Consider the following 22,877-nt stretch of genomic DNA (forward strand, 5'->3'; position numbering starts at 1 on the left):
ACTGTATTACAGTTTTAAATACTTAATACTTCCTCCATTTTTTAGTTATCTCAAATACATGGGTAAGAATATCCGCTTCAACATCATTAAACTCCACCCCTCTTCTAGCCATCATCACTTTAGCAGCATCAAATGCTTTTGCAGGTTGATAAGCCGTAAACCCAGATGCACCACCCCAACTAAAACTTGGTACAAAATTTCTTGGAAACCCTGGTACATAAATATTAGAATTTACACCAATTACAGTACCAGTATTAAACATTGTATTAATTGCCGTTTTACTATGATCACCCATCATTAGTCCACAAAACTGCAAACCTGTTTGCTCAAAGCGTTCGGTTGCATAGTCCCACAAACGAACTTTTGCATAATTATTCTTAAGGTTAGAATTATTGGAATCTGCGCCTATATTACACCATTCTCCCAACACAGCATTGCCCAAATACCCTTCATGACCTTTACTTGAATAGCCAAATATCACAGAATTACTTATTTCACCGCACACCTTGCTATACGGACCAATGGTAGTCGCCCCATAGAGCTTACCTCCCATTTTTACAATGGCATTATTACAAAGTGCCAAACCACCACGTATTAGACTTCCTTCCCATATTTCAGAGTTCTTACCTAGGTAAATAGGTCCGTCTGTAGCGTTTAGAATACTAAATTCAACCTTAGCTCCTTCTTCAAGGAAAATGCGTTCCGGATGAATTAATTGATTCGTACTGGATATGGGTTGACTCTTTCTACCTTTTGTAATAAAATCGAAATCTGACTGCAAAATGGTAGCATTTTTATCAAAAATATCCCAAGTGTTATTGATTTGAACAAGACCACCTTCAAATTCAACTACATCAAAATCACATAATTCATCTGCACTTTTAGAAACTGCAGCTAAATAAGCAATTATCAATTCGCCTGACATTAACCTTTCGCCCGCTCGCAAAGCTTTAACCGCTTTTAGCAACTCGTTCGATGGTAATACCGAAGCGTCTATAAAAACATTAGATTCTTCTAAATTAACTGGATATTTTATACTTAAATATTCTTCGGTCAAAGAAGAAACTGAAACTTTTAAATAAGCTTCCCAACGCTCCTTTAAAGTCATAATACCTACACGGATTTCTGAAACAGGGCGAGTAAAGGTGAAGGGCAAAAGATGATCCCTACGAGGACCATCAAAAAGAATAAAGTTCATACTAGATGATTTTTTTCAAAATTAACAAATATCCCTAGAGCATCTATATATAATGGATAACTTCCTTTATTTAAAAGTTAAAGGAAAAAGAAACGCCTTCGAAAATTTCGAAGGCGCTATATTCAAGAAAGAATTAAAAGAACTATTCCTGCTCTTTTGTTTCTTCTTTTTTCTCTTCTTTTGAAAATTTCTTGTACTTGTTCTTGAACTTGTCGATACGACCAGCTGTATCCAAGAATTTTGCTTTACCAGTGTAAAACGGGTGAGAAGTTCTTGAAATTTCCAATTTTACTAATGGATACTCAACACCATCAACATCTAAAGTCTCTTTAGTGTCAGCTGTTGATTTTGTCAAAAATACTTCTTCATTAGACATGTCCTTAAAGGCCACTATCCTATAATTTTCTGGGTGTAAATCTTTTTTCATTGTAAAAACTTTAATGCACCCATTCCGACGGGCACTCATTTTAAGGCTGCAAAAATAGTGAAATTATACAAATGGACAATTAGAAATCAAAAATAATATTAAAATTAAATTTAAGCACTTTTGTAACAAAAAAGATATTCATCATACTAATTAAAAAAACCACCTTAAAAAAAAATATTATGGAAGAAATTGAACCAAAAACCGGAAAATACGCATTAAAATACGGTATAATACTAGGGGTTATCGGTATTGTTCTTAGCTTGATGCTTTATTCTCAAGATTTGCATTATCAAATTGACCTCAAAAGATTATTTATTAATCTTTTACTTTCCTTAACCTTTATCGTTGTTGGAGGAAGTTTAGCCATGATAGAATTTAGAAAAGTTAATAACGACTTTATCTCATTTCGGCAAGGTTTAAAAATTGGTGTTGGGGTAGCTCTTGTTTCTGGAATTATTGGTATTCTTTTTAATTTTATACTTACTGAAATTATTGACCCTGAAACAACTGAAAAAGCAATTAACTATGCCTCTGAAATGATGCTAGATGCAGGGATGTCCAAAAATGATGTTGATAAAGCAATGGAAGATCAAAAAAATCAAAATCCTTTTAAACAACTTGGAATGGGTCTTATTTTTTCAATTATCCTTGGTTTCATTGGGTCTATAATACCTGCATTAATTATAAAAAAACAAGAAAATCTTAACTAATTCGTACTTTTGACTGGAACACCTTATTTAACGCATGCAATTATCTATAGTAATTCCTTTACTTAACGAAGAAGAGTCACTTAAAGAACTTCATGATTGGATTGTATCTGTGATGCAAGCCAATCATTTTTCTTATGAAATACTATTTGTTGATGATGGCAGCACTGATAACTCATGGAAAATAATTACAGAGTTATCAAGCCAAAACCCTGCTGTTAAGGGAATTCATTTTTTACGAAACTTCGGTAAATCGCAAGCATTACATGCCGGATTTAAAGCCGTAAGCGGCGATGTTATCATAACAATGGATGCCGATTTACAAGATAACCCAGAAGAAATTCCGGGGTTATATAATATGATTACCAATGAAGGCTACGAATTGGTATCTGGCTGGAAAAAGAAACGCTACGATTCTATCGTCTTTAAAAACACGCCTTCAAAATTATTTAATTGGGCAGCTAGAAGAACATCTGGTGTTCGATTGCATGATTTCAATTGCGGACTAAAAGCTTACGCGAATGATGTTGTAAAAAACATTGAGGTATCTGGCGAAATGCACAGATATATTCCTGTACTTGCAAAAAATGCTGGTTTTTCTAAAATTGGAGAAAAAGTGGTTCAGCACCAAGCACGTAAATACGGTAAAACAAAATTCGGAATGGAACGTTTTATAAATGGCTTTCTAGATTTATTGACCATTTGGTTCGTATCTAGATTCGGTAAACGGCCTATGCACTTATTTGGCGCATTGGGCGTTTTAATGTTTTTGATCGGATTCGGATTTGCCATCTATTTAGGTATCGATAAATTATTCATCAACAAGTTTGGAAGATTAATTACAGACCGACCACAATTTTATATTTCACTGATAGCCATGGTCATAGGAACGCAGTTGTTCTTAGCAGGCTTTCTTGGAGAAATATTAATACGTTCAAAGAAAGAAGAAAAAAGATATATTATCTCTGAAGAAATAAACACCGCACTTTTAGAATAGTAAAATTCTTACTAACTTAATTGCACCTAAAACTATAAACCAAAATGGATAACATCCTTGATACAGCAAAAAGCTGGCTTACCGATTTTTTCGACCCAGCTGTTAAAAAAGAAATTGAACACCTTATCGCCAACGATAAAGAAGAACTTAACGACCGTTTCTATAAAAATATGGAATTCGGTACCGGTGGTATGAGAGGCGTTATGGGCGTGGGCACCAACCGTATTAACAAATATACATTGGGTAAAAGCACACAGGGACTTAGCAATTACCTAAACAAAGTTTACAAAGACGAAGAAATTAAAGTAGTAATTGCCTTTGATTGCCGTCATAATAGTGATACACTAGCTAGAATTGTAGCTGAAGTATTTTCTGCAAACAATATTAAGGTATACCTTTTCTCAGATTTGCGTACCACGCCAGAACTTTCGTTTGCCGTAAGACATTTAAACTGTCATGCCGGTATTGTACTTACAGCATCGCATAACCCACCTGAATATAATGGCTATAAAGTATATTGGACAGATGGCGGACAAATTGTACCACCGCAAGACGGTGCTATAGTTTCTGAAATTAATTCTCTTGCTTTTGAAGATATAAAGTTCAAAGCGAATGATAGCTTAATTCAAGTAATTGATAAGGAAGTCGATGAAGCTTTTATTTCACAGTCAGTTGCTGCAGGTAATTTCCATGCAGAAGGTAAAGATGATTTCAAAATCGTTTTTACATCACTACACGGAACTTCAATCACTGCTATACCTGAGGTATTGAAACGTGGTGGATATGAAAACGTAACTATTATAGAAGAACAAGCTAAACCTGACGGAAATTTCCCAACGGTAAAGTCTCCGAATCCTGAGGAACCTGAGGCGCTTTCTATGGCTGTTAAAAAGGCTGAGGAAATTGGTGCTGATATGGTTGTAGGTACAGATCCAGATAGTGACCGTTTAGGTATCGCCGTTCGTAACCTTGATGGAGAAATGGAAATTGTCAACGGAAACCAAGCAATGGTTTTAATGACAAAATTTCTTCTTGAAAAGAGAAAAGAAAAAGGATTCAAAGGCAATGAATTTATTGCTACTACAATTGTTTCTACCCCTATGATGGAAGCTATGGCGAAAGCATATGGCGTTGAATTCAAAACTGCACTTACAGGCTTTAAATGGATCGGTAAAATGATCAAAGATTTTCCACAATCAGATTTTATTGGTGGTGGTGAAGAAAGCTTTGGTTACATGGTAGGCGATTTTGTTCGTGATAAAGATGCGGTTACCTCTACCCTATTGGCTTGTGAAATTGCTAGCCAGGCGAAGGCCAATGGCAGTTCTTTCTATAAAGACTTAATTCAATGTTATGTTGATTATGGCTTCTATAAAGAGCATTTAGTTTCTATTACCAAAAAAGGTATTAGTGGTGCTGAAGAAATTAAGCAGATGTTGAAAGATTTCAAGGAAAATCCGGTGGAATCTGTTGCGGGTTCTAAAGTAAAGTGGATTGAAGATTACAATACTTCAATTGCTAAAAATGTATTGACTGGCGAAGAGAAAACTATTGATATTCCAAAATCTAACGTTTTAATTTACGAAACTGAAGATGGTACAAGAATAGCAGCAAGACCAAGTGGAACGGAGCCTAAAGTAAAATTCTACATCAGTACAAACACGAAATTAGAAAAAACTGAAGATTATAAAAAAGTGGCGGCAGAACTTGACAATAAGGTCAAGAGCATTCTTGCTGAGCTTAATTTAGCTTAATGAACTATTTCAAAAAGATTCTTCGCTTTGCGAAGCCTTACAAGATATATGCTATTTTAAATATTATATCTAACGTCTTTTATGCACTGTTTTCAACATTGGCGATGATTTCATTGTTTCCAATGTTGAATGTGCTATTTAATCAAACAGAAAAAATATACACCAAACCAAAATGGAATGGTATTTCTGATTTAAGGGATTTTGTTACCGACTCTTTAAACTTTTATGTTACCGAACGAAGCGAGCATAGCGATCCAGGCGAAGTGCTTATGATAATGGTAGGGTTAATAATTACGATGTTTCTTCTAAAGAATCTTTTTAATTACCTAGCCATGTACTTCATTACATTTCTGCGTAATGGTGTACTTAAAGATTTACGAAATGAATTATATGACAAAACAGTGGAATTACCAATATCCTATTATTCTGAAAAAAGAAAAGGTGATACTATTGCGCGTATTACATCAGATGTACTAGAGATTCAACATTCCTTTTTATCTATTTTAGAACTAATTGTAAGAGAACCACTCACAATTATTTTTACGATTATGGCCATGTTAGCTATTAGCTCGAAATTAACATTATTTGTATTCCTATTTCTTCCAGTTTCAGGATTTTTAATCTCATTAATCGGTAAATCTTTAAAACGAAAATCTGACAAGGTTCAAAATGAACAAGGGTATTTCTTATCCATACTAGAAGAAACTTTAGGCGGTTTACGAGTCATCAAAGCCTTTAATGCCGAGTCTGTTTTTGCTAAGAAATTTCAAGCTTCAACAAAAAGGTTCTTTAATTTTTCCAATAGCCTACTTAACAGACAAAATTTAGCATCACCGACAAGTGAATTTTTTGGTATTGCCGCTATAGCTGTAATTCTTTGGTACGGAGGGCAAATGGTACTTGTAGATAAAACACTAGAGGCTGAGCTCTTTATAACTTATATGGCATTATCATATCAAATATTAACTCCTGCCAAATCTATAAGTAAAGCCTCGTATAGTGTCAAAAAAGGTAATGCTGCAGCAGAACGTGTTTTAGAAATATTAGAGACAGAAAATCCGATTTCTGAAATCGAAAACCCTATCCATCAAGAAACTTTTAGCACAGCTGTTAACATCAACAATATCTCATTCAAATATGAAGATGATTATGTGTTGAAGAATTTCAACTTAACCGTTGAAAAAGGCAAAACAGTTGCCCTAGTCGGGCAATCTGGTAGTGGAAAAAGTACCATTGCTAATCTTGTTACTCGTTTTTACGACGTTAATGAAGGTGACATCAGTATTGACGGGAATAACATTAAAAACCTCAGTAAAAAATCGCTTCGTGGTTTACTTGGTTTGGTTACTCAGGACTCCATCCTATTTAATGATACCGTTAAAAACAACATCGGATTAGGAAAAGAAAATGCTACCGACGAAGAAATTATTGCAGCCGCTAAAATTGCAAATGCACATGATTTTATAATGGATTTACCTAAAGGCTACGAAACTAACATAGGTGATAGCGGTAATAAGTTAAGTGGCGGACAAAAGCAACGTTTGTCTATTTCTAGAGCGGTTTTAAAGAATCCGCCGATAATGATATTAGACGAAGCTACATCTGCTTTAGACACTGAAAGCGAACGTTTGGTTCAAGATGCTCTTGAAAAAATGATGAAAAACAGAACGTCTATTGTCATTGCTCACCGTCTTTCTACCATTCAAAATGCAGATACCATCGTAGTACTTTTAAAGGGCGAGATTGTAGAGCAAGGCACTCATGCTGAACTTTTAGAGCTTAATGGCACGTATAAGAAACTAGTACAAATGCAATCGTTGGCATAAATTTATATTCCAAGTTATTCTTAAAGTTTACAAATTAAAAAAGCCATCTTTTCAGATGGCTTTCATTTTTTATAGATAATACGTTACTATCGAGCTACTTTAATATCTACAATCATAATTTGACCGTCGTTACTCTTCATTTTAATAGCTCCTTTATGTCCCGCTGCATTCTCAAATAAAACTACAACCGGATAATCTTGCGGTCCCATTGCCTCATCTTCATTCTCAATAACTAAGTCAACAAGTGAACTTTCGTCGGTTATCGCATCAAATTCTGCAACAGTCATTTGGTCTGCAGTATTTTCCATTTTTGTCGTTGTACCTCCTTCTATTTGCTCATCTATGAATAAATCATCAGGACTCATCCAAAATAAGAATCCAGAGTTTGACGGACTCATATCATACCAAGCTAAATCAATAGACGGTGCTATTTCTGCATCGATTTCATTGTAAGTATATAAATTTCCAGTACTTGTAGAAAAGAAACGCTTAGAATCCAACCCATCAGTATCAACTATGAACTCTACATTTTCATATAAAACGTAACTCGACAATTCTTCAGCTTCCTCTTCAGTTTCTTCCTCAACTACCTCTTCTTCTACTTCCTCCTCGGTTTCTTCTTCAGCTTCCTCCTCAGCCTCTTCTTCGCTCTCAGCCTCCTCTTCCTCTACTACTACCACTTCTTCATCTGTTTGTTCAGTTAAGTCTTCGATAATTACATCTTCATTATCGTCACTACATGAGACAATTGTAATTGATACCATTAAAAAGCATAGCAATAAAAAATTCTTCTTTAAAATCATAAAATTAAGTTTTGGTTTATTTTACAACGGATAGATTTTATAATTATTAGGATACGTATTAAAAAGCATCAAATATCATTCGGAATGATTAAACCTTTCGCTAATTTCATGGTCTAAGAAAAAACAAACCTCATTTCTAGGTGATTGAAGAGGAAACATTAGTATTAGATTTAAAAACTAAAAGCAAGCAAGCACAGGCTTTTGAGGTATTGGTAAATACCTACAAAGAGCGCTTGTATTGGCAAATACGAAGTATTGTATTAAACCATGCCGATGCTGATGATGTTTTACAGAACACTTTTATTAAAGTTTATAAAAATATAGACGGATTTAAAGGAGATAGCAAACTCTTTTCTTGGATGTACCGTATTGCAACTAACGAGGCTTTGAATTTTATAAAGCAAAGAGCAAAAATGCAAGGTGTTTCAGATACTGATTATCAAGATAAATTAGTTTCTAATTTAGAAGCAGATGTGTATTTTGAAGGAGATGAGATTCAACTTCAACTTCAAAAAGCAATTGCAACACTCCCTGAAAAGCAAAAATTGGTATTCAACATGAAATATTTTCAAGAGTTGAAATACGAAGAGATTTCAGAAATATTGAATACTTCGGTAGGCGGATTAAAAGCTTCTTACCATTTAGCTGTAAAAAAATTAGAGCAGTATTTAAAAGAAGATTAAACCTTTTATACAATTGATTGTCAAACTAGTATCATGAACAAAAACAAAAAAAATCCGTTTAAAGCTCCAGAAGGCTATTTCGATAGCTTTGAAGATAAACTAATGGATAAATTATCTAAATCCGAAAGTACTATCCCAAAGGATAGCGCATTTAAGGTGCCCGATAATTATTTTGAATCGTTCAATGCATCTCTTAAAGGAAAACTTGATAATGAACCAAAAGTAATTCCGCTTTTTCCAATTAAAAAAATAATAGCTGTAGTAGCTTCAATTGCCGCTATTGTGCTTATCGCTTTAAATTACAATTGGAGCTCATCAAGTGAATTAAGTTTTAGCAATTTAGCGAATGCTGATATTGAAGCCTATTTTGAAAATAATGACTTTGAACTTTCACCATATGAAATTGCAGAGGTACTACCAGTAACAAATACAGAATATTCAGATTTCTTAAGCTCACCTATTGAGAGCGAAGACCTACTAGATTACTTAAATGAAAATGTAAGTGATTTTGATGAATTAAATATCGATGACAATGAATAAACTTATTATAGCCATATTTCTATTTGTAACTACTCTTTCTTTCGGACAACGAAATCAAGATTGGGAAAAGATAAACACGCTAAAAGTAGCTTTCTTTACTGAAAAACTTTCTTTAAACACTAAAGAAGCCCAAGAGTTTTGGCCTGTATACAATGAGTATCAAGAAAAAAGAAATGTTCTACGCAAAAAAAGTCATAGCCAGATTAGAGGTAAAATGAAAGATGCCAATGCGCTGACCGAAAAAGAAGCTGAAAAACTATTAGCATTACACATACAAATTGAGGAAGAAGAAGAAGTGTTGGATACTAACTTTCTTAAGAATGTATCTAAAGTTATTTCTGCCAAAAAAACACTTTTACTTTTAAGTTCAGAAGAAGAATTCAAACGTCAATTAATGAAGCAGTATCGCCAGAATAAGGGTGGTAGATAATTACTTAAAAATTAGCTTTGAGATACGATTTGTACCAGCTGCATAGGCAATAGAATCGTTTTGAAAGCGTATGGTAAAGAAAGGCTCTTTTGATAGTTCTTTCCAAGTTTTACCCGTATCTGAGGAATATGAAATTCCAGTAAAACCTATGGCTACGAGTCCGGTTCCATTTGAACCAGGCACAAATTGCACACAACTTTTATAACCTGGGGAATTACCGTCAGCTACCAAGCTCCAAGTTTTTCCGCCATCTTTTGTAATTGCTTTGTTAGCTATTGAAGTATCGGGGTGCGTGTAGTCTCCGCCAATGGCAAATCCTAAATTTTCATCATAGAAATCAATGGAATAAATACCCTCTGTTGCTACGGCATTTTTAATGGGAGTTTGATAAGTATCCCATGATTGCCCTTTATCCGAAGAAAACAGAATTCTTCCAGATGTGGTGGCCATCCAAATGTTATCACCTATTGTCTTGATATTTGTATTACTTGCAGCAAATGCTCCTTCACCTTCTATACCTTCTGGTAATTGAGAACATGGCAGCTTAGACCACGTGTTTCCACCATCCGAAGTTATGATAACACTTAAACATCCGTCAACAGAATCTCCTATTGCAATTCCGTCTTTATCATTCAAAAAAGTCATGGCATCATAAAACACATCTTCTCCCTCCTCTTTATACACCAATTCCATTCGACCGTTATACCCTGTTTTATATAATAGTGCAGGTGAATCTATCGAGAGCATAAAGAAATCGGTAGATGTATGTGCCACTGCTCTAAACGCTGGTACGCTCGTATGGTATTTTTCAATATTTGCACGCACTTTACCAGTAGCTAGGTCAACCGTACCAAAAGTACCCTTATTAGCAGCGAAGGCTAAACTATTACCCATAAGCTCAATAGCTCGAATGCTAACAGAATCTGAATATACGGTTTCGATAGTTACCGAATTAAATGCAGTTGGCTGCACACTTTCTGAACATGAAACCATTAAAATAATTAAAAGAAAAGTGTAACGCATAGGAATATGGTATAAAGTTGATCAAAAATAAATGGAATCGCTTCTAAAACAATACCTTTGCAGCCATAATTTTTTAGAGGACATTAGCCAATCTAAACTGTAATCGCTACAATGACGGCTTCAAATCTTCTGACAAAGTAATAATATCTATTCTAATGAAATTACACAGAAATTTGGTGTTTGCCGTAATAGACGCCTTAAACCTTGTATTTAACGAAAATGAATATGCCGATAAGGTGGTTCAAAAAGTACTTAAGTATGACAAACGTTGGGGAGCGCGTGACCGTGGCTTTATTGCGGAAACTACTTATGAAATGGTTCGTTACAAGCGTTTATATACTGAAATAGCTGAAATAAAAGAACCTTTCAGTAGACCAGATTTGTTTCGTATGTGGGCAGTTTGGGCTGTTCTAAAAGGAATTAAATTACCAGATTGGAAACAGATTGAACTAACACCAGAAAGAAGAATTAAAGGTAGATTCGATGAGCTTTCTCAAATAAGAAAATATAGAGAAGCGGTGCCAGATTGGATCGATGAGTTATGTGAAAAAGCCTTAGGTGAAAAATTATGGACCGAAGAGCTTGCAAAACTTAACGAGCCTGCTGAAGTTATTTTGCGTACAAATACGTTACGAACTACAAAAGAAGAATTACGTAAAGCACTTTTAGATGAAAATATCGTTGCAGAGCCTATAAAAGGATATGCTTCTGCATTGAAATTGGTTGAGAGAGCAAATGTTTTTGTCACTCAAGCTTTTAAAAACGGAATGTTCGAAGTTCAAGATGCCTCGTCTCAATTAGTTGCAGAGTTTTTAGATATTGAACCAGGGCAGCGTGTTGTTGATACATGTGCCGGTGCTGGCGGTAAATCTTTGCACTTAGCTGCTTTAATGGAAAACAAAGGTCAATTGATTTCTATGGATATTTACGGTAGTAAATTGAAAGAACTTAAAAGACGTGCTAGACGTAATGGTGCTCATAATATTGAAGTTCGTGAAATAGATTCTTCTAAAGTTTATAAAAAACTTTATGGTAGCGCCGATAGAGTTCTTATCGATGCCCCTTGTACAGGATTGGGAGTTCTTAGAAGAAACCCAGATTCTAAATGGAAAATGCAACCGGAGTTTCTTGACAAAATTGTGAAGACACAACACGAAATTATTAGAAGTTATAGCAAAATTGTTAAACCTGGCGGTAAAATGGTATACGCTACGTGTTCTATTCTACCTCAAGAAAATAGCCATCAGGTTCAGTCTTTCTTAAAATCTGAAGAAGGTAAAGATTTCACATTGATTAAAGACAAAAAAATATACGCTTCTAAAAGTGGTTATGACGGATTCTATATGGCTTTGCTAGAGAAGAGAATCTAATTTCCGCTTTATTATTACAAATTAAAAAGCCTTTTAGTTCAATTGAACCGAAAGGCTTTTTTAATAAATAGTATTCAACAGCCTAATCTTTCAATGTTGGGTATTCGATACCCAATTGCTCTAAATAAGTATCGTATTTGGTTTCATCGTAATAGAACTTTTCTAATTCGGGCCTAAACTGATCTTGCTTATCTTTATTTAAATAAATTGGCGGCATATCACTTTCGGTAATCATTGGTTGATATTTGGTATCTTTTTGCTGCTCATTATTAAAATAGTCCCACGCGCCTTTCATTAATTCTGGCTTTAATAAAAAGTCTATAATCGTCATCGCTTCTACCTTTGCCCCTGCAACCACGCCTTTATGCGCTATTGGTGTAGCCATAGCTATAGCATTACTCCAATGATGACCTTGTAAACCAGGTATGTTACTTGGGTACCTTAACGTAACTGTTGGCACTTTCCAAGATACATCACCAATATCATCTGAACCGCCACTAATTGGCTCAAGAACTGGGAGTCCTAATTCATCCAATTCTAAAGGCAAACCTTCTATTTTTTCTGAATTTACTTCTATTTGCACAGCTTTAGCTAATTTTTGATCAGCATCTGACCACTCTGGCAATCCTACTTGCTTAATGTTAGCATACATAGTTTCAGCTATCACCTTATTATAATGTCTTGGCCAAGCCGTTCCTAATACTTTAGAGGTCATGGTTGTACCTGTCATTAATGCTGCACCCTTAGCCATATCGTTTGCTATGGCGTACATCTCCATGATTCCCTCATATTTTATATCTCTAAAATAGAACCAGATAGCTGCTTTAGAAGGCACCACATTTGGTTGATCACCAGAGTCCGTAAAAATAGAATGCGAACGTTTTAAAGGATGCAAGTGTTCTCTCTTATAATTCCAAGCGATATTCATTAACTCTGCAGCATCTAAAGCACTTTTACCCCTCCACGGAGAACCTGCGGAATGCGCCGCTTCACCATCGAAGGCATATTCAACTGATATTAACCCCGTACCTCTTGTTGGTCCGTATGAAACTCCAAGGTTGTTGCCAACGTGAGTGAAAATACACATATCAATATCATCAAAGCGACCATCTCGTACATACCAAGCTTTGGCAGCCACGAGCTCTTCTGCGATACCTGGCCATACTAGAAGAGTACCTCCAATATTTTCACGCTCCATTATTTTTTTAACCGCTAAGGCGGAAGAAATATTCATAGGAATACCAGAATTATGTCCTTCGCCATGACCCGGAGCTCCCTCAACTATTGGTTTGTGATATGCAACACCTGGATATTGGGATGCCTTGGGAATACAATCTACATCACTACCCAAAGCAATTGTAGGTCCTTCACCATTACTCCAAGTGGCAAACCAAGCGGTAGGAATCCCTGAAATAGAATTTTCAATCTCAAATCCGTTTTCTGCTAAAATTCCGGTTAGATACTTCGAAGATTCCACTTCTTGAAAACCCAATTCTGAAAAACTAAAAATTTTATCGACCATTACCTGAGATTGTTTTTTATTCTCCTCAACAATAGCGGCAACCTCGGTTTTTAATTTTTCAATTTGTTTGTTTGATCTTTTCTTTTGTGCGTACACGCCACTAAAGGCGAAAATGCAGCATGCGAATGCACATAATGTAGTTTTTTGTTTCATGGCGGTTATTTGAATTAGCAGCTAGAAGTTACATAAATTAATTGTTACGCGCGCGAAATCAACCAATTTTTATCTAATTCAAAACCAGAGCAATCTATTTTAAAGTAAATAGGAATTTAATGGGCATTAAAATCCATATTTATAAACTAATTAAATTTATGTAAAGGAATTTTAAAATAATGGTAATTGTTGATTTTTTGGAGCTTCTGGTATAACTGGCACTACCACTTTTTCTTCCATTTGTTTTTGACCCCAGGTGGTCATGGCCTTCACAACCGGAAGCAATGATTTACCTAGCGGTGTCATCGTATATTCTACTCTTGGCGGAATTTCACCAAATAACGTACGATCAAGAATACCTGACCGTTCTAAAGACTTTAATTGCTTGCTTAACATTTGGCGATTTATGCCTTCTATTTCTGCAAAAAGTTTATTAAATCGATTGGTGCCTCTACTAATATGATACATAATAACAGGTTTCCATTTACCGCCTATCATATCCATACAATATTCAAGTGCCTGTGTATCATTATTTTGCTTCGCCATTCCTTTTTACTTTTCTAATATCAACAATTCTCCTGATTAAAAACTGAACCTAATTCAGTCCAATAAACATACTATAATAATATTTGTTATAAAAATCTAATTTTAAGACTATAAAGCAACACTTTACCTAACCCAATTATCTTAGATGATAAAGGTAAAACAAATTCACACTAATTTCATTAACAATTACTGTTTAAAAGTGTTTCAATTTCCCGTAAATCTTATCTAGTAAAACCTTAATTTTGTACTTTAAAAATCAATACCAGACACACTATAATGATTCACTTTTTTGGGGAACCTAGCAAAAAGGTTTTTGCGGTACAGACCGCTAAGGAACTTTCATCTGAAGATACAAGTAAACTTATATGGTTGTTCGGCAACCAACCTAAAATAAATGCGGCGTCTCTTGACGCCTTTTTTGTTGGTCCAAGAGCCGCTATGATTACTCCGTGGAGTACGAATGCTACAGAAATCACTCAGAATATGGGTGTTTCTGGAATTATTCGGATCGAGGAATTCAATGCTATTGAAGAAAAATTTATAGGGTTCGACCCAATGATTTCTCAGAAATACAGCACTCTAAACCAACAGGTTTTTGATGTTCACACAGAACCAAAACCTATTTTGAATATTGAAGATATTGCTGCTTTCAACAAACAAGAAGGTTTAGCTCTTAATGATGAAGAAGTTGGATATCTTGATAACCTCAGCAAAAAACTTGGTCGAAAACTTACCGATTCTGAAGTATTCGGTTTTAGTCAAGTTAACTCTGAGCATTGTAGACATAAAATATTCAACGGCACTTTCGTTATTGACGGTGAAGAAATGCCTTCTTCGCTATTTAAACTGATTAAGAAAACATCTCAAGAGTTCCCAAATGAAATAGTATCTGCTTATAAAGACAATGTTGCCTTTGTAAAAGGACCTAGAGTAATGCAATTTGCCCCAAAAACGGCAGACAAGCCAGACTTTTATCAAGAGAAAGAATTTGACTCCGTAATATCAATAAAAGCAGAAACACATAACTTCCCTACCACTGTAGAGCCATTTAATGGTGCTGCGACTGGTGCAGGCGGAGAAATAAGAGATCGTTTAGCTGGTGGAAAAGGTTCTTTACCTCTTGCCGGTACTGCAGTTTACATGACCGCCTACTCTCGCTTAGAAAAAGAAAGACCTTGGGAAAAAGGAATGCAGGAAAGAGATTGGTTATATCAAACTCCTATGGATATTCTTATTAAAGCTTCTAATGGTGCTTCAGATTTTGGAAACAAATTTGGTCAGCCATTAATTACTGGTTCTGTTCTTACATTTGAATATGATGAAGCTTCTACTCCGTTTGAATCTTCCGAAGAAAAGACTTCGGCTACGCTCCGTTACCGTAGGCTAGGTTATGACAAAGTGATTATGCAAGCCGGTGGTATTGGGTACGGAAAAATAGAACAAGCTATAAAAGACAAACCTGAAACAGGTAATAAAATAGTAATATTAGGTGGTGACAATTACCGAATTGGTATGGGTGGCGCAGCGGTTTCTAGTGCAGATACGGGCGAATTCAGCTCGGCCATCGAACTAAACGCCGTACAACGTTCTAATCCTGAAATGCAAAAAAGAGCCGCAAATGCTATTCGTGGTATGGTAGAAAGCGATGTAAATACTATCGTATCTATTCATGATCATGGAGCTGGCGGACACCTTAACTGTTTATCAGAATTAGTAGAGGAAACTGGTGGTAAAATAGATTTGGACAAATTACCTGTTGGTGACCCTACCCTATCTGCTAAAGAAATTATTGGGAACGAATCTCAAGAACGTATGGGTCTTGTAATCGGCAAAGAAGATATCGGTTTATTGAAGCGAATTGCTGACCGTGAGCGTTCGCCAATGTACGAGGTTGGTGATGTTACTGGTGACGACCGTTTTACTTTTGAATCTAAAACCAACGGTGCTAAGCCAATGGATTTAGATTTGTCTGATATGTTCGGTAGTTCTCCTAAAACGGTAATGACAGATAAAACGGTTATCCGTGATTATAAGAATGCAGAATATTCTTTAGAATTCTTTCATGATTACTTAGATGCTGTTCTTCAACTTGAAGCTGTTGCTAGTAAAGATTGGCTTACGAATAAAGTAGACCGTTGTGTTGGTGGTCGTGTGGCAAAACAACAATGTGTTGGTCCGTTACAGATTCCTCTAAACAACTGTGGAGTAATGGCGTTGGATTTCAAAGGAAAAGAAGGGATTGCCACTAGTATTGGTCACTCCCCTATTTCTGCCTTAATAGATCCTGCTGCAGGTAGTAAAAATAGTATTGCAGAATCATTGACCAATTTAGTTTGGGCTCCGCTAAAAGACGGATTGGCTTCTGTTTCTTTATCTGCCAACTGGATGTGGCCTTGTAAAAATGAAGGTGAAGATGCTCGTCTATATAAAGCTGTACAGGCAGTTTCTGATTTTGCGATCGATTTAGGCATTAACGTACCTACAGGAAAGGATTCCCTTTCTATGAAACAAAAATATAAAGATGGTGATGTTATTTCTCCAGGTACGGTAGTCATTTCTGCTGCTGGTAACTGTAGTGATATTACAAAGGTTGTTGAACCGGTTTTACAGAAAGGCGCTGGTTCTATCTACTATATTAATCTATCAAAAGACAAATTTAAATTAGGTGGTTCGTCGTTTGCTCAGACTAGAAATAGTATTGGCAACGAAACTCCAACAATTACTGACTCTGCATACTTTAAAACTGTTTTTAATACGATTCAAGATTTAATTAAAGCGGATAAAATCGTAGCTGGACATGATGTTGCTTCTGGCGGATTAATTACTACCCTTTTAGAATTATGTTTTGCAGATACTAAATTAGGTGCTAATCTTGATCTAACGAGTTTAAGTGAAGCTGATACGATTAAAGTTCTGTTCTCTGAAAACGCTGGTATTGTTTTCCAAGCTAAAGATGATAGTATTGAATCAATTTTCGCATCTAAAAATATTGAAGCTAAGAAAATAGGAACGGTTACCAATGAAGCCACTCTTATTGTTAAAAATAACGGTATGGAAATGGGACTCAACATTGAAACCCTTCGTGATACTTGGTTTAAAACATCGTACTTACTAGACAATCAGCAAACTGCAAATGGTTTGGCTAAGGATAGATTTGATAATTATAAGGTTCAGCCTTTAGCATATAACTTCCCTTCTGCAACACCGTTACAACTTCCAAGTCGAAGTCAAAGGGGAACTGGAATGAGACCAAAAGCCGCGATTCTTAGAGAGAAAGGAAGTAATTCTGAGCGTGAAATGGCAAATGCTATGTATTTAGCAGGTTTCGATGTTAAAGATGTTCATATGACCGATTTAATATCTGGTCGTGAGAATCTTGAAGATATTCAATTCTTGGGTGCCGTTGGCGGTTTCTCAAATTCTGACGTACTTGGTAGTGCGAAAGGCTGGGCAGGCGCTATTAAATACAACGAGAAAGCAAATACGGTTATTAAAAACTTCTTTGCAAGACCAGACACGTTATCTGTTGGTATCTGTAATGGGTGTCAGTTGTTCATGGAATTAGACTTAATTAATCCGGAGCACGAGGTTCATGGCAAGTTGACTTACAACGATTCTGATAAGCACGAGAGTAATTTTACCTCTGTAGAAATTCAAAAAAACAACTCTGTAATGCTTTCTTCTTTAGAGGGTAGTAAACTTGGAGTATGGATTTCTCATGGTGAGGGTAAATTTGCTTTACCACTATCTGAAGAGAATTATGATATTGTAGCTAAATATGGTTACGAAGGTTATCCAGCCAATCCAAATGGTAGTGATTTCAACACCGCTATGCTTTGTGATAAAACGGGTCGCCACTTAGTAACTATGCCACATATAGAACGTTCTATCTTTCCATGGAACTGGGCACATTATCCAGCGGATAGAACTGATGAAGTTTCACCATGGTTAGAAGCGTTTAAAAATGCTAAAACGTGGGTTAACAATCAGAAATAAACATTGCATATTCATAAAAAAGCAAAAGCTGTGCACTCCCATGTCTGGGGTACACAGCTTTTTTTATAACCAAAACGTATTATCTAACCAACAATCTACCGCTCCATGTTTTTTTATTAGAGTTTTGTAGTTTGTATAGGTATAACCCAGGAGATAGGTCTTTTCTTTTTATCGTTATTTCATTTTGCCCTGCTACACTTTCACCTTCCATATGGTGGTTAATAAGTAATCTACCACTCAAAGAATAAATATCTAATTGATAGGTATCTGCCTTTTCTTCATAAAAATATAAGCTAGAACTATCTATCATTGGGTTCGGATATACAATCGACTTATTCAAATCTGAATCTACAAACTCTTGACCCAGTTCACGATTATGAAAATCTATATTTTGTAACTCCATAGACTTCTCTTCTGCATACCCATTTTCAGCAACTAGATTAAAAGAAAGCACTTTTATATCAGAGAAATCAGTACCTGCATCTGAGTCATTTTTAAAATCGGTTGCAGATAACGTATATTCATCCATTTTACTTTCTAAACTGATGGTTGTTTTATAAATTGAACCATCACCTTTTATCAATTGTACATCTAAATTTCCGGTTCCCTTAGCCTCAAAACTTACTTTACCATATTTACTTAAATCGACAGCTGTAAACCTCGGACTCAAAGCACGGTACACGCCTAAATAATTACTAGTGCTACCTTCTAATTTTATATTTCTTTCAATAGGATATCCCTCACCAATATAAGGACCATCCGCAGGTAACACTTCATAAGTAGCTACAGTTGTTTCTTCGGCAGAATCATCTAAGCCCCATGGCGCATCGGCAACAAAAAGATCATCTGGTGTCATACCTAAACCAGCACTTATTCTAAATCCTAAGTCGAACAAGGTTCCTGTTTTTAGAGCAACGGAATCTAAATACCCATCAATATCTGCAGTTACTCCTAATACTTCAGTGTCACTAGTTTCAGTTAATTTTAATCCGCCTTCTAGATTAATACTTTGAGAATTATTATTGTTCACTAAATTCAATAAGACTTCTCCGTTCTTATAGCTAGCAGACTTCACGAAAACTGGCGGCGGAGTCGATCCATTATATTGTGTGATAGCTGCATTAACCTCTAAAAGATTTAAAATTTCGTCTGCTAATAACAGTAGATCATCTACCGAATTTGACCATATCTGAAAATTATAATACCCAGTATCACTAGCATAAGCATCAATATTCCAATGCGACTCAATGGTGAAATTACCATCAGCATTTACCCTAGCTGAAAAAGTCAAAGCAAACTCAAGACTACCGTCTGGTTGTTTAATAATGGACTTGATAAAATCTTTTTCTCGTAACTGAATATTCGAAACAGATAATAATTGCGCTCCCAGAAAACGATCACAGATAAACTTACTATGCTCGTATACCTTATTATCCGTTTTAATGACCATCAATGATCCTAAGTTTTCAGAACCGTTTAAATAATCTACCGAATAGATATCTGATGCATTCGTTAAGTCTAACAAATCGCTAGGTGATGACTCAATTGTAGTTGTCTCGCCAACAACACCCAATGGCACTAGGCTATTTAAAGGTATCTCATCAATCGCTGTTTTAGAAGTAAGTCCATAAAACGCATTTTTAACTAGTTTCTTCGCATTTAATTTATCAAATACGTAGTTCGTTTTTGCTCTATTAAAGTTTCTTTTGCTAATCAAATTCGCTAACCTATCGTTACTTTCTAATCCGCCTTTATTTGCACTAGAAGTGGTTACAATTACAGGGCAAGCAGCAACACCAGAACATGAAGGGTCATCGCAATCTACCAATCCATCACCATCGTCATCTACACCATTTATACAATCTTCTTGCGGTACAGGTGCAGTGGGGCAACGTGCACCATCATTACTAGATGCAGCCGGACCGAATGCAAAAATATTTGAATTCATATTTCCGTCCGTAATATTTTGGACTTCCTCAATTTTATAGACTGAACCGGTTTGATTGGCAGAAATATAGAAGTTACCATCAACATCAAAATAGACTGCGCCAAAAGTATAGCTTAACCCTTCTATAATAGGCACTTCACCTAAGTTGTAAACTTTACCTGTTTCGGGATCAATTTTATATAGTTTTCGAGTACCGCCCTCTACTGTATACAACATACCATCTGCAGCATTGAAAGCCCAATCGGCAATACCTAAACTTTGACTTAATTCAAAAGCACCTAAATATTCAAGATAGGTTGGTGAATCTGGATTAATATCTACTTTAAAATAAGAGGAACCTCCTGCTTTAAAATAATAAACACCATCAGGAGAAATGTCGCCCACATATTTATTCCCCGATGGTAATTCTGGTATTGTATATTGATCTACAGTATAGTTTTTTCCAATTCTTACTATAGTACTCGATGGGGTCGATAAATATCCCCACAAATAACCGTCTGTTGGGTTGTAACCTACACCGTTCATATTACCTGGAGTAATATTTTCAGCGACCAAATAAGAACTACCTGATGTAAGGTCTAATGCATATATATCATTATATTGAAACAGATAAGCATTAAAATCGCAGTTGAAAGGTTCTGCCTGTGCGTTCATATTCCAACTAAAAAAAGCTATAATAATTACAGTAATCGAGTTTAAAAATATATTTTTAAAGCATTTTTTTTCCATGTTTTCGACGATTTGGGATTAATCTCACTGCTCAAATCTAATAGAAATAATTAAAGAATTTTCTTACAAACACATGAGATGTATACATAACACGCTCAAATACAATTTATTGTAGATGAATGGCTAAATTCGATACATTACATTGTAATAGTCTAGAATTAAGAATATTGTAACAAGATGCTAGTTTATTTAACAATACAATTTTAAAATATCGAGTTCTTTCACTATTTTGCAATTCTTATTAGAAATTACATATGCAGAAAGTTACCCGTCTTTTTGACTTCCCTTATTACCAACTAGAAAAACATGCTTTAAAAGAGGCGTTGGTGTCAAAAACAAATGGAGAGTGGATTAAAACCTCTACTCAAGAATATATAGACAAAGCAAATGCCATTAGCCGTGGGCTTTTACGCCTAGGGGTTAAACCTAATGATAAGATTGCCATAATATCACTTACCAATAGAACGGAGTGGAATATTATGGACATCGGTATTCTTCAGCTTGGTGCTCAGAATGTACCAATCTACCCTACTATATCTGAAGAAGATTACGCCTATGTGCTTAATCACTCTGAAGCAAAATTCTGTTTTGTTTCTTGCGATGAAGTGTATGAAAAAGTGCTTTCAATTAAAGATCAAGTCAAAAGCTTAGAAAATGTCTATTCTTTTGAAGAGCTATCTAGTTGCGATAATTGGAGCAAGGTTTTAGAATTAGGTGCAGATACTTCAAATCAAGACGAAGTTGAAAAACTAATGAATGCCGTTACACCAAACGATTTAGCAACATTAATCTATACTTCAGGTACAACAGGTAGACCTAAAGGTGTTATGCTATCGCACAATAATCTAGTATCGAATGCCATTGAAAGTTCCAAGCGATTTCCTATTGAAGACGGAAATACAAAGGCATTAAGCTTCTTACCCCTATGCCATGTATATGAGCGAATGTTAATTTACTTATATCAATTTAGAGGTGTTTCTATTTACTATGCTGAATCTTTAGATAAAATTAGTGATAACCTGAAAGAAACTAGTCCGCATGTAATGACAGCGGTACCAAGACTTTTAGAAAAGGTGTATGATAAAATCTATGCCAAAGGAACAGAGCTTACCGGTATTAAAAAGAAACTATTCTTTTGGGCTGTAGACTTGGGTCTTAGATATGAACCATACGGTAAAAACGGATGGTGGTACGAAACACAACTTTCTATTGCCAGAAAATTAATTTTCAGTAAGTGGAAAGAAGGCTTAGGCGGTAACCTAGGTTTAATTGCGTCTGGTAGCGCTGCTTTACAACCACGATTATCTAGAATTTTTAATGCTGCCGAATTCGGACTCATGGAAGGGTACGGACTATCTGAAACTTCACCTGTAATTTCGGTTAATGATATGCGCGAAGGCGGATTCAGAATTGGAAGCGTTGGTAAACCTATTGACCGTACTGAAGTTAAGATTGCCGCAGATGGTGAAATATGCATTAAGGGTCCACAAGTTATGTTGGGTTATTATAAGGATGAAGAGAAAACAAAAGAAGTCATTGTTGACGGTTATTTTTTAACTGGAGATATTGGGGAATTAGATAGCGACGGATTCTTAAAAATCACAGATCGTAAAAAAGAAATGTTTAAAACCTCTGGTGGTAAATATGTCGCTCCTCAACTTTTAGAAAATCGATTTAAACAATCACCATTCATTGAACAAATTATGGTAATCGGTGAAAGTGAAAAAATGCCAGCCGCATTAATACAGCCAAATTTTGAACATATTAAAGAATGGGCCAAAAGAAAGAATATTGCTGTAGGTGATAATACCGATATCGCAAAGAACGAAAAAGTTATTGCCAGAATTGATGAAGAAGTTGCTCTAGCAAATGAAAGCTTTGCCAAATGGGAGAAAATTAAACAATTTAGATTGACCCCCGAAGTTTGGAGTATGGAAGCCGGACACCTTACCCCTACCATGAAAATGAAACGAAAAATAATTAAAGAAAAATACATTGACCTATACAATGATATTTATGAGCATTAACTAATGCTTTTAAGTTTCTAAAATTTCAATTTTGTTAAAATTGAAATTCATACTATATACCACATTTCAACTTGCAAATTCTAAAAATGTCTTGTTAAAATGTGGTATTGTTGTTTTAACTATTAGGTGTCTACTACTAAATATAGTTTTCTAGAATACCATTATTAGTTGTCATAGCTTTCAACTGTATATTGTTAT

The 22,877-nt window shown here is 35.4% G+C and carries 17 protein-coding genes; 10 read left to right on the forward strand and 7 right to left on the reverse strand.

Annotated elements, in window-relative coordinates:
• Nucleotides 1-22 precede the first annotated feature (22 nt).
• Nucleotides 23-1,198 carry a GlmU family protein gene (locus ACPF9A_RS00420; protein WP_424000605.1) on the reverse strand — a complete coding sequence of 392 codons (1,176 nt, stop codon included), beginning with the start codon at nt 1,196-1,198 and terminating at the stop codon, nt 23-25.
• A 142-nt stretch (nt 1,199-1,340) separates the two neighbouring features.
• Nucleotides 1,341-1,625: a type B 50S ribosomal protein L31 gene (locus tag ACPF9A_RS00425; protein WP_424000607.1), complete on the reverse strand. Its 285-nt coding sequence runs from the start codon at nt 1,623-1,625 to the stop codon at nt 1,341-1,343.
• 179 nt (nt 1,626-1,804) lie between these two features.
• Between ACPF9A_RS00425 and ACPF9A_RS00430 the strand changes: the two genes are divergently transcribed.
• Genes ACPF9A_RS00430 through ACPF9A_RS00445 form a run of 4 tightly spaced genes read left to right on the forward strand, consistent with a single transcriptional unit; the run spans nt 1,805 to nt 6,909 of the window.
• Nucleotides 1,805-2,335 (forward strand): DUF4199 domain-containing protein, encoded by a 531-nt coding sequence (locus ACPF9A_RS00430; RefSeq protein ID WP_424000609.1) that lies wholly within the window; start codon nt 1,805-1,807, stop codon nt 2,333-2,335.
• A 34-nt stretch (nt 2,336-2,369) separates the two neighbouring features.
• Nucleotides 2,370-3,329 carry a glycosyltransferase family 2 protein gene (locus tag ACPF9A_RS00435; RefSeq protein WP_424000611.1) on the forward strand — a complete coding sequence of 320 codons (960 nt, stop codon included), beginning with the start codon at nt 2,370-2,372 and terminating at the stop codon, nt 3,327-3,329.
• Nucleotides 3,330-3,373: 44 nt separating this feature from the next.
• Nucleotides 3,374-5,083, forward strand: coding sequence for a phospho-sugar mutase (locus tag ACPF9A_RS00440; RefSeq protein ID WP_424000613.1), 1,710 nt, complete (start codon nt 3,374-3,376; stop codon nt 5,081-5,083).
• A complete protein-coding gene (locus ACPF9A_RS00445) occupies nt 5,083-6,909 on the forward strand; it encodes an ABC transporter ATP-binding protein (protein ID WP_424000615.1) in 1,827 nt (608 codons plus the stop codon). Before ACPF9A_RS00440 ends, ACPF9A_RS00445 begins: the two co-directional genes overlap by 1 nt.
• An 86-nt stretch (nt 6,910-6,995) precedes the next feature.
• Here the strand turns inward: ACPF9A_RS00445 and ACPF9A_RS00450 are convergent, their stop codons facing one another.
• A complete protein-coding gene (locus tag ACPF9A_RS00450) occupies nt 6,996-7,712 on the reverse strand; it encodes a hypothetical protein (RefSeq protein ID WP_424000617.1) in 717 nt (238 codons plus the stop codon).
• Nucleotides 7,713-7,852: 140 nt separating this feature from the next.
• Between ACPF9A_RS00450 and ACPF9A_RS00455 the strand changes: the two genes are divergently transcribed.
• Genes ACPF9A_RS00455 through ACPF9A_RS00465 form a run of 3 tightly spaced genes read left to right on the forward strand, consistent with a single transcriptional unit; the run spans nt 7,853 to nt 9,365 of the window.
• Nucleotides 7,853-8,395, forward strand: coding sequence for an RNA polymerase sigma factor (locus ACPF9A_RS00455; protein WP_424000618.1), 543 nt, complete (start codon nt 7,853-7,855; stop codon nt 8,393-8,395).
• Between the two features lie 33 nt (nt 8,396-8,428).
• Entirely contained in the window at nt 8,429-8,935 is a 507-nt protein-coding gene (locus tag ACPF9A_RS00460) for a hypothetical protein (protein WP_424000620.1), read from the forward strand.
• Complete coding sequence (locus tag ACPF9A_RS00465) at nt 8,928-9,365, forward strand: hypothetical protein (RefSeq protein ID WP_424000622.1); 438 nt, start codon at nt 8,928-8,930, stop codon at nt 9,363-9,365. Before ACPF9A_RS00460 ends, ACPF9A_RS00465 begins: the two co-directional genes overlap by 8 nt.
• Here the strand turns inward: ACPF9A_RS00465 and ACPF9A_RS00470 are convergent, their stop codons facing one another.
• Nucleotides 9,366-10,388, reverse strand: coding sequence for an oxidoreductase (locus tag ACPF9A_RS00470; RefSeq protein ID WP_424000624.1), 1,023 nt, complete (start codon nt 10,386-10,388; stop codon nt 9,366-9,368).
• A 155-nt stretch (nt 10,389-10,543) separates the two neighbouring features.
• On the opposite strand from ACPF9A_RS00470, the gene ACPF9A_RS00475 reads away from it, so the two are divergent.
• Nucleotides 10,544-11,758, forward strand: coding sequence for an RsmB/NOP family class I SAM-dependent RNA methyltransferase (locus tag ACPF9A_RS00475; protein WP_424000626.1), 1,215 nt, complete (start codon nt 10,544-10,546; stop codon nt 11,756-11,758).
• A gap of 82 nt (nt 11,759-11,840) precedes the next feature.
• On the opposite strand, the gene ACPF9A_RS00480 is transcribed toward ACPF9A_RS00475, so the two are convergent.
• On the reverse strand, nt 11,841-13,433 hold the full coding sequence (locus ACPF9A_RS00480; RefSeq protein WP_424000628.1) for an amidohydrolase: 1,593 nt from the start codon (nt 13,431-13,433) through the stop codon (nt 11,841-11,843).
• A 171-nt stretch (nt 13,434-13,604) separates the two neighbouring features.
• Nucleotides 13,605-13,979: a winged helix-turn-helix transcriptional regulator gene (locus tag ACPF9A_RS00485; RefSeq protein WP_424000630.1), complete on the reverse strand. Its 375-nt coding sequence runs from the start codon at nt 13,977-13,979 to the stop codon at nt 13,605-13,607.
• A 276-nt stretch (nt 13,980-14,255) separates the two neighbouring features.
• On the opposite strand from ACPF9A_RS00485, the gene purL reads away from it, so the two are divergent.
• Nucleotides 14,256-17,975 carry a phosphoribosylformylglycinamidine synthase gene (purL, locus tag ACPF9A_RS00490; protein WP_424000632.1) on the forward strand — a complete coding sequence of 1,240 codons (3,720 nt, stop codon included), beginning with the start codon at nt 14,256-14,258 and terminating at the stop codon, nt 17,973-17,975.
• A gap of 79 nt (nt 17,976-18,054) precedes the next feature.
• Here purL and ACPF9A_RS00495 read toward each other — a convergent pair whose 3' ends face one another.
• Nucleotides 18,055-20,652: a DUF6923 family protein gene (locus ACPF9A_RS00495; protein ID WP_424000634.1), complete on the reverse strand. Its 2,598-nt coding sequence runs from the start codon at nt 20,650-20,652 to the stop codon at nt 18,055-18,057.
• A gap of 254 nt (nt 20,653-20,906) precedes the next feature.
• Between ACPF9A_RS00495 and ACPF9A_RS00500 the strand changes: the two genes are divergently transcribed.
• A complete protein-coding gene (locus ACPF9A_RS00500) occupies nt 20,907-22,679 on the forward strand; it encodes an AMP-dependent synthetase/ligase (RefSeq protein ID WP_424000636.1) in 1,773 nt (590 codons plus the stop codon).
• Nucleotides 22,680-22,877 lie beyond the last annotated feature (198 nt).

It is taken from the genome of Maribacter sp. IgM3_T14_3 (assembly GCF_049603095.1).
In the GTDB taxonomy this organism is placed as follows: Bacteria; Bacteroidota; Bacteroidia; order Flavobacteriales; family Flavobacteriaceae; genus Maribacter.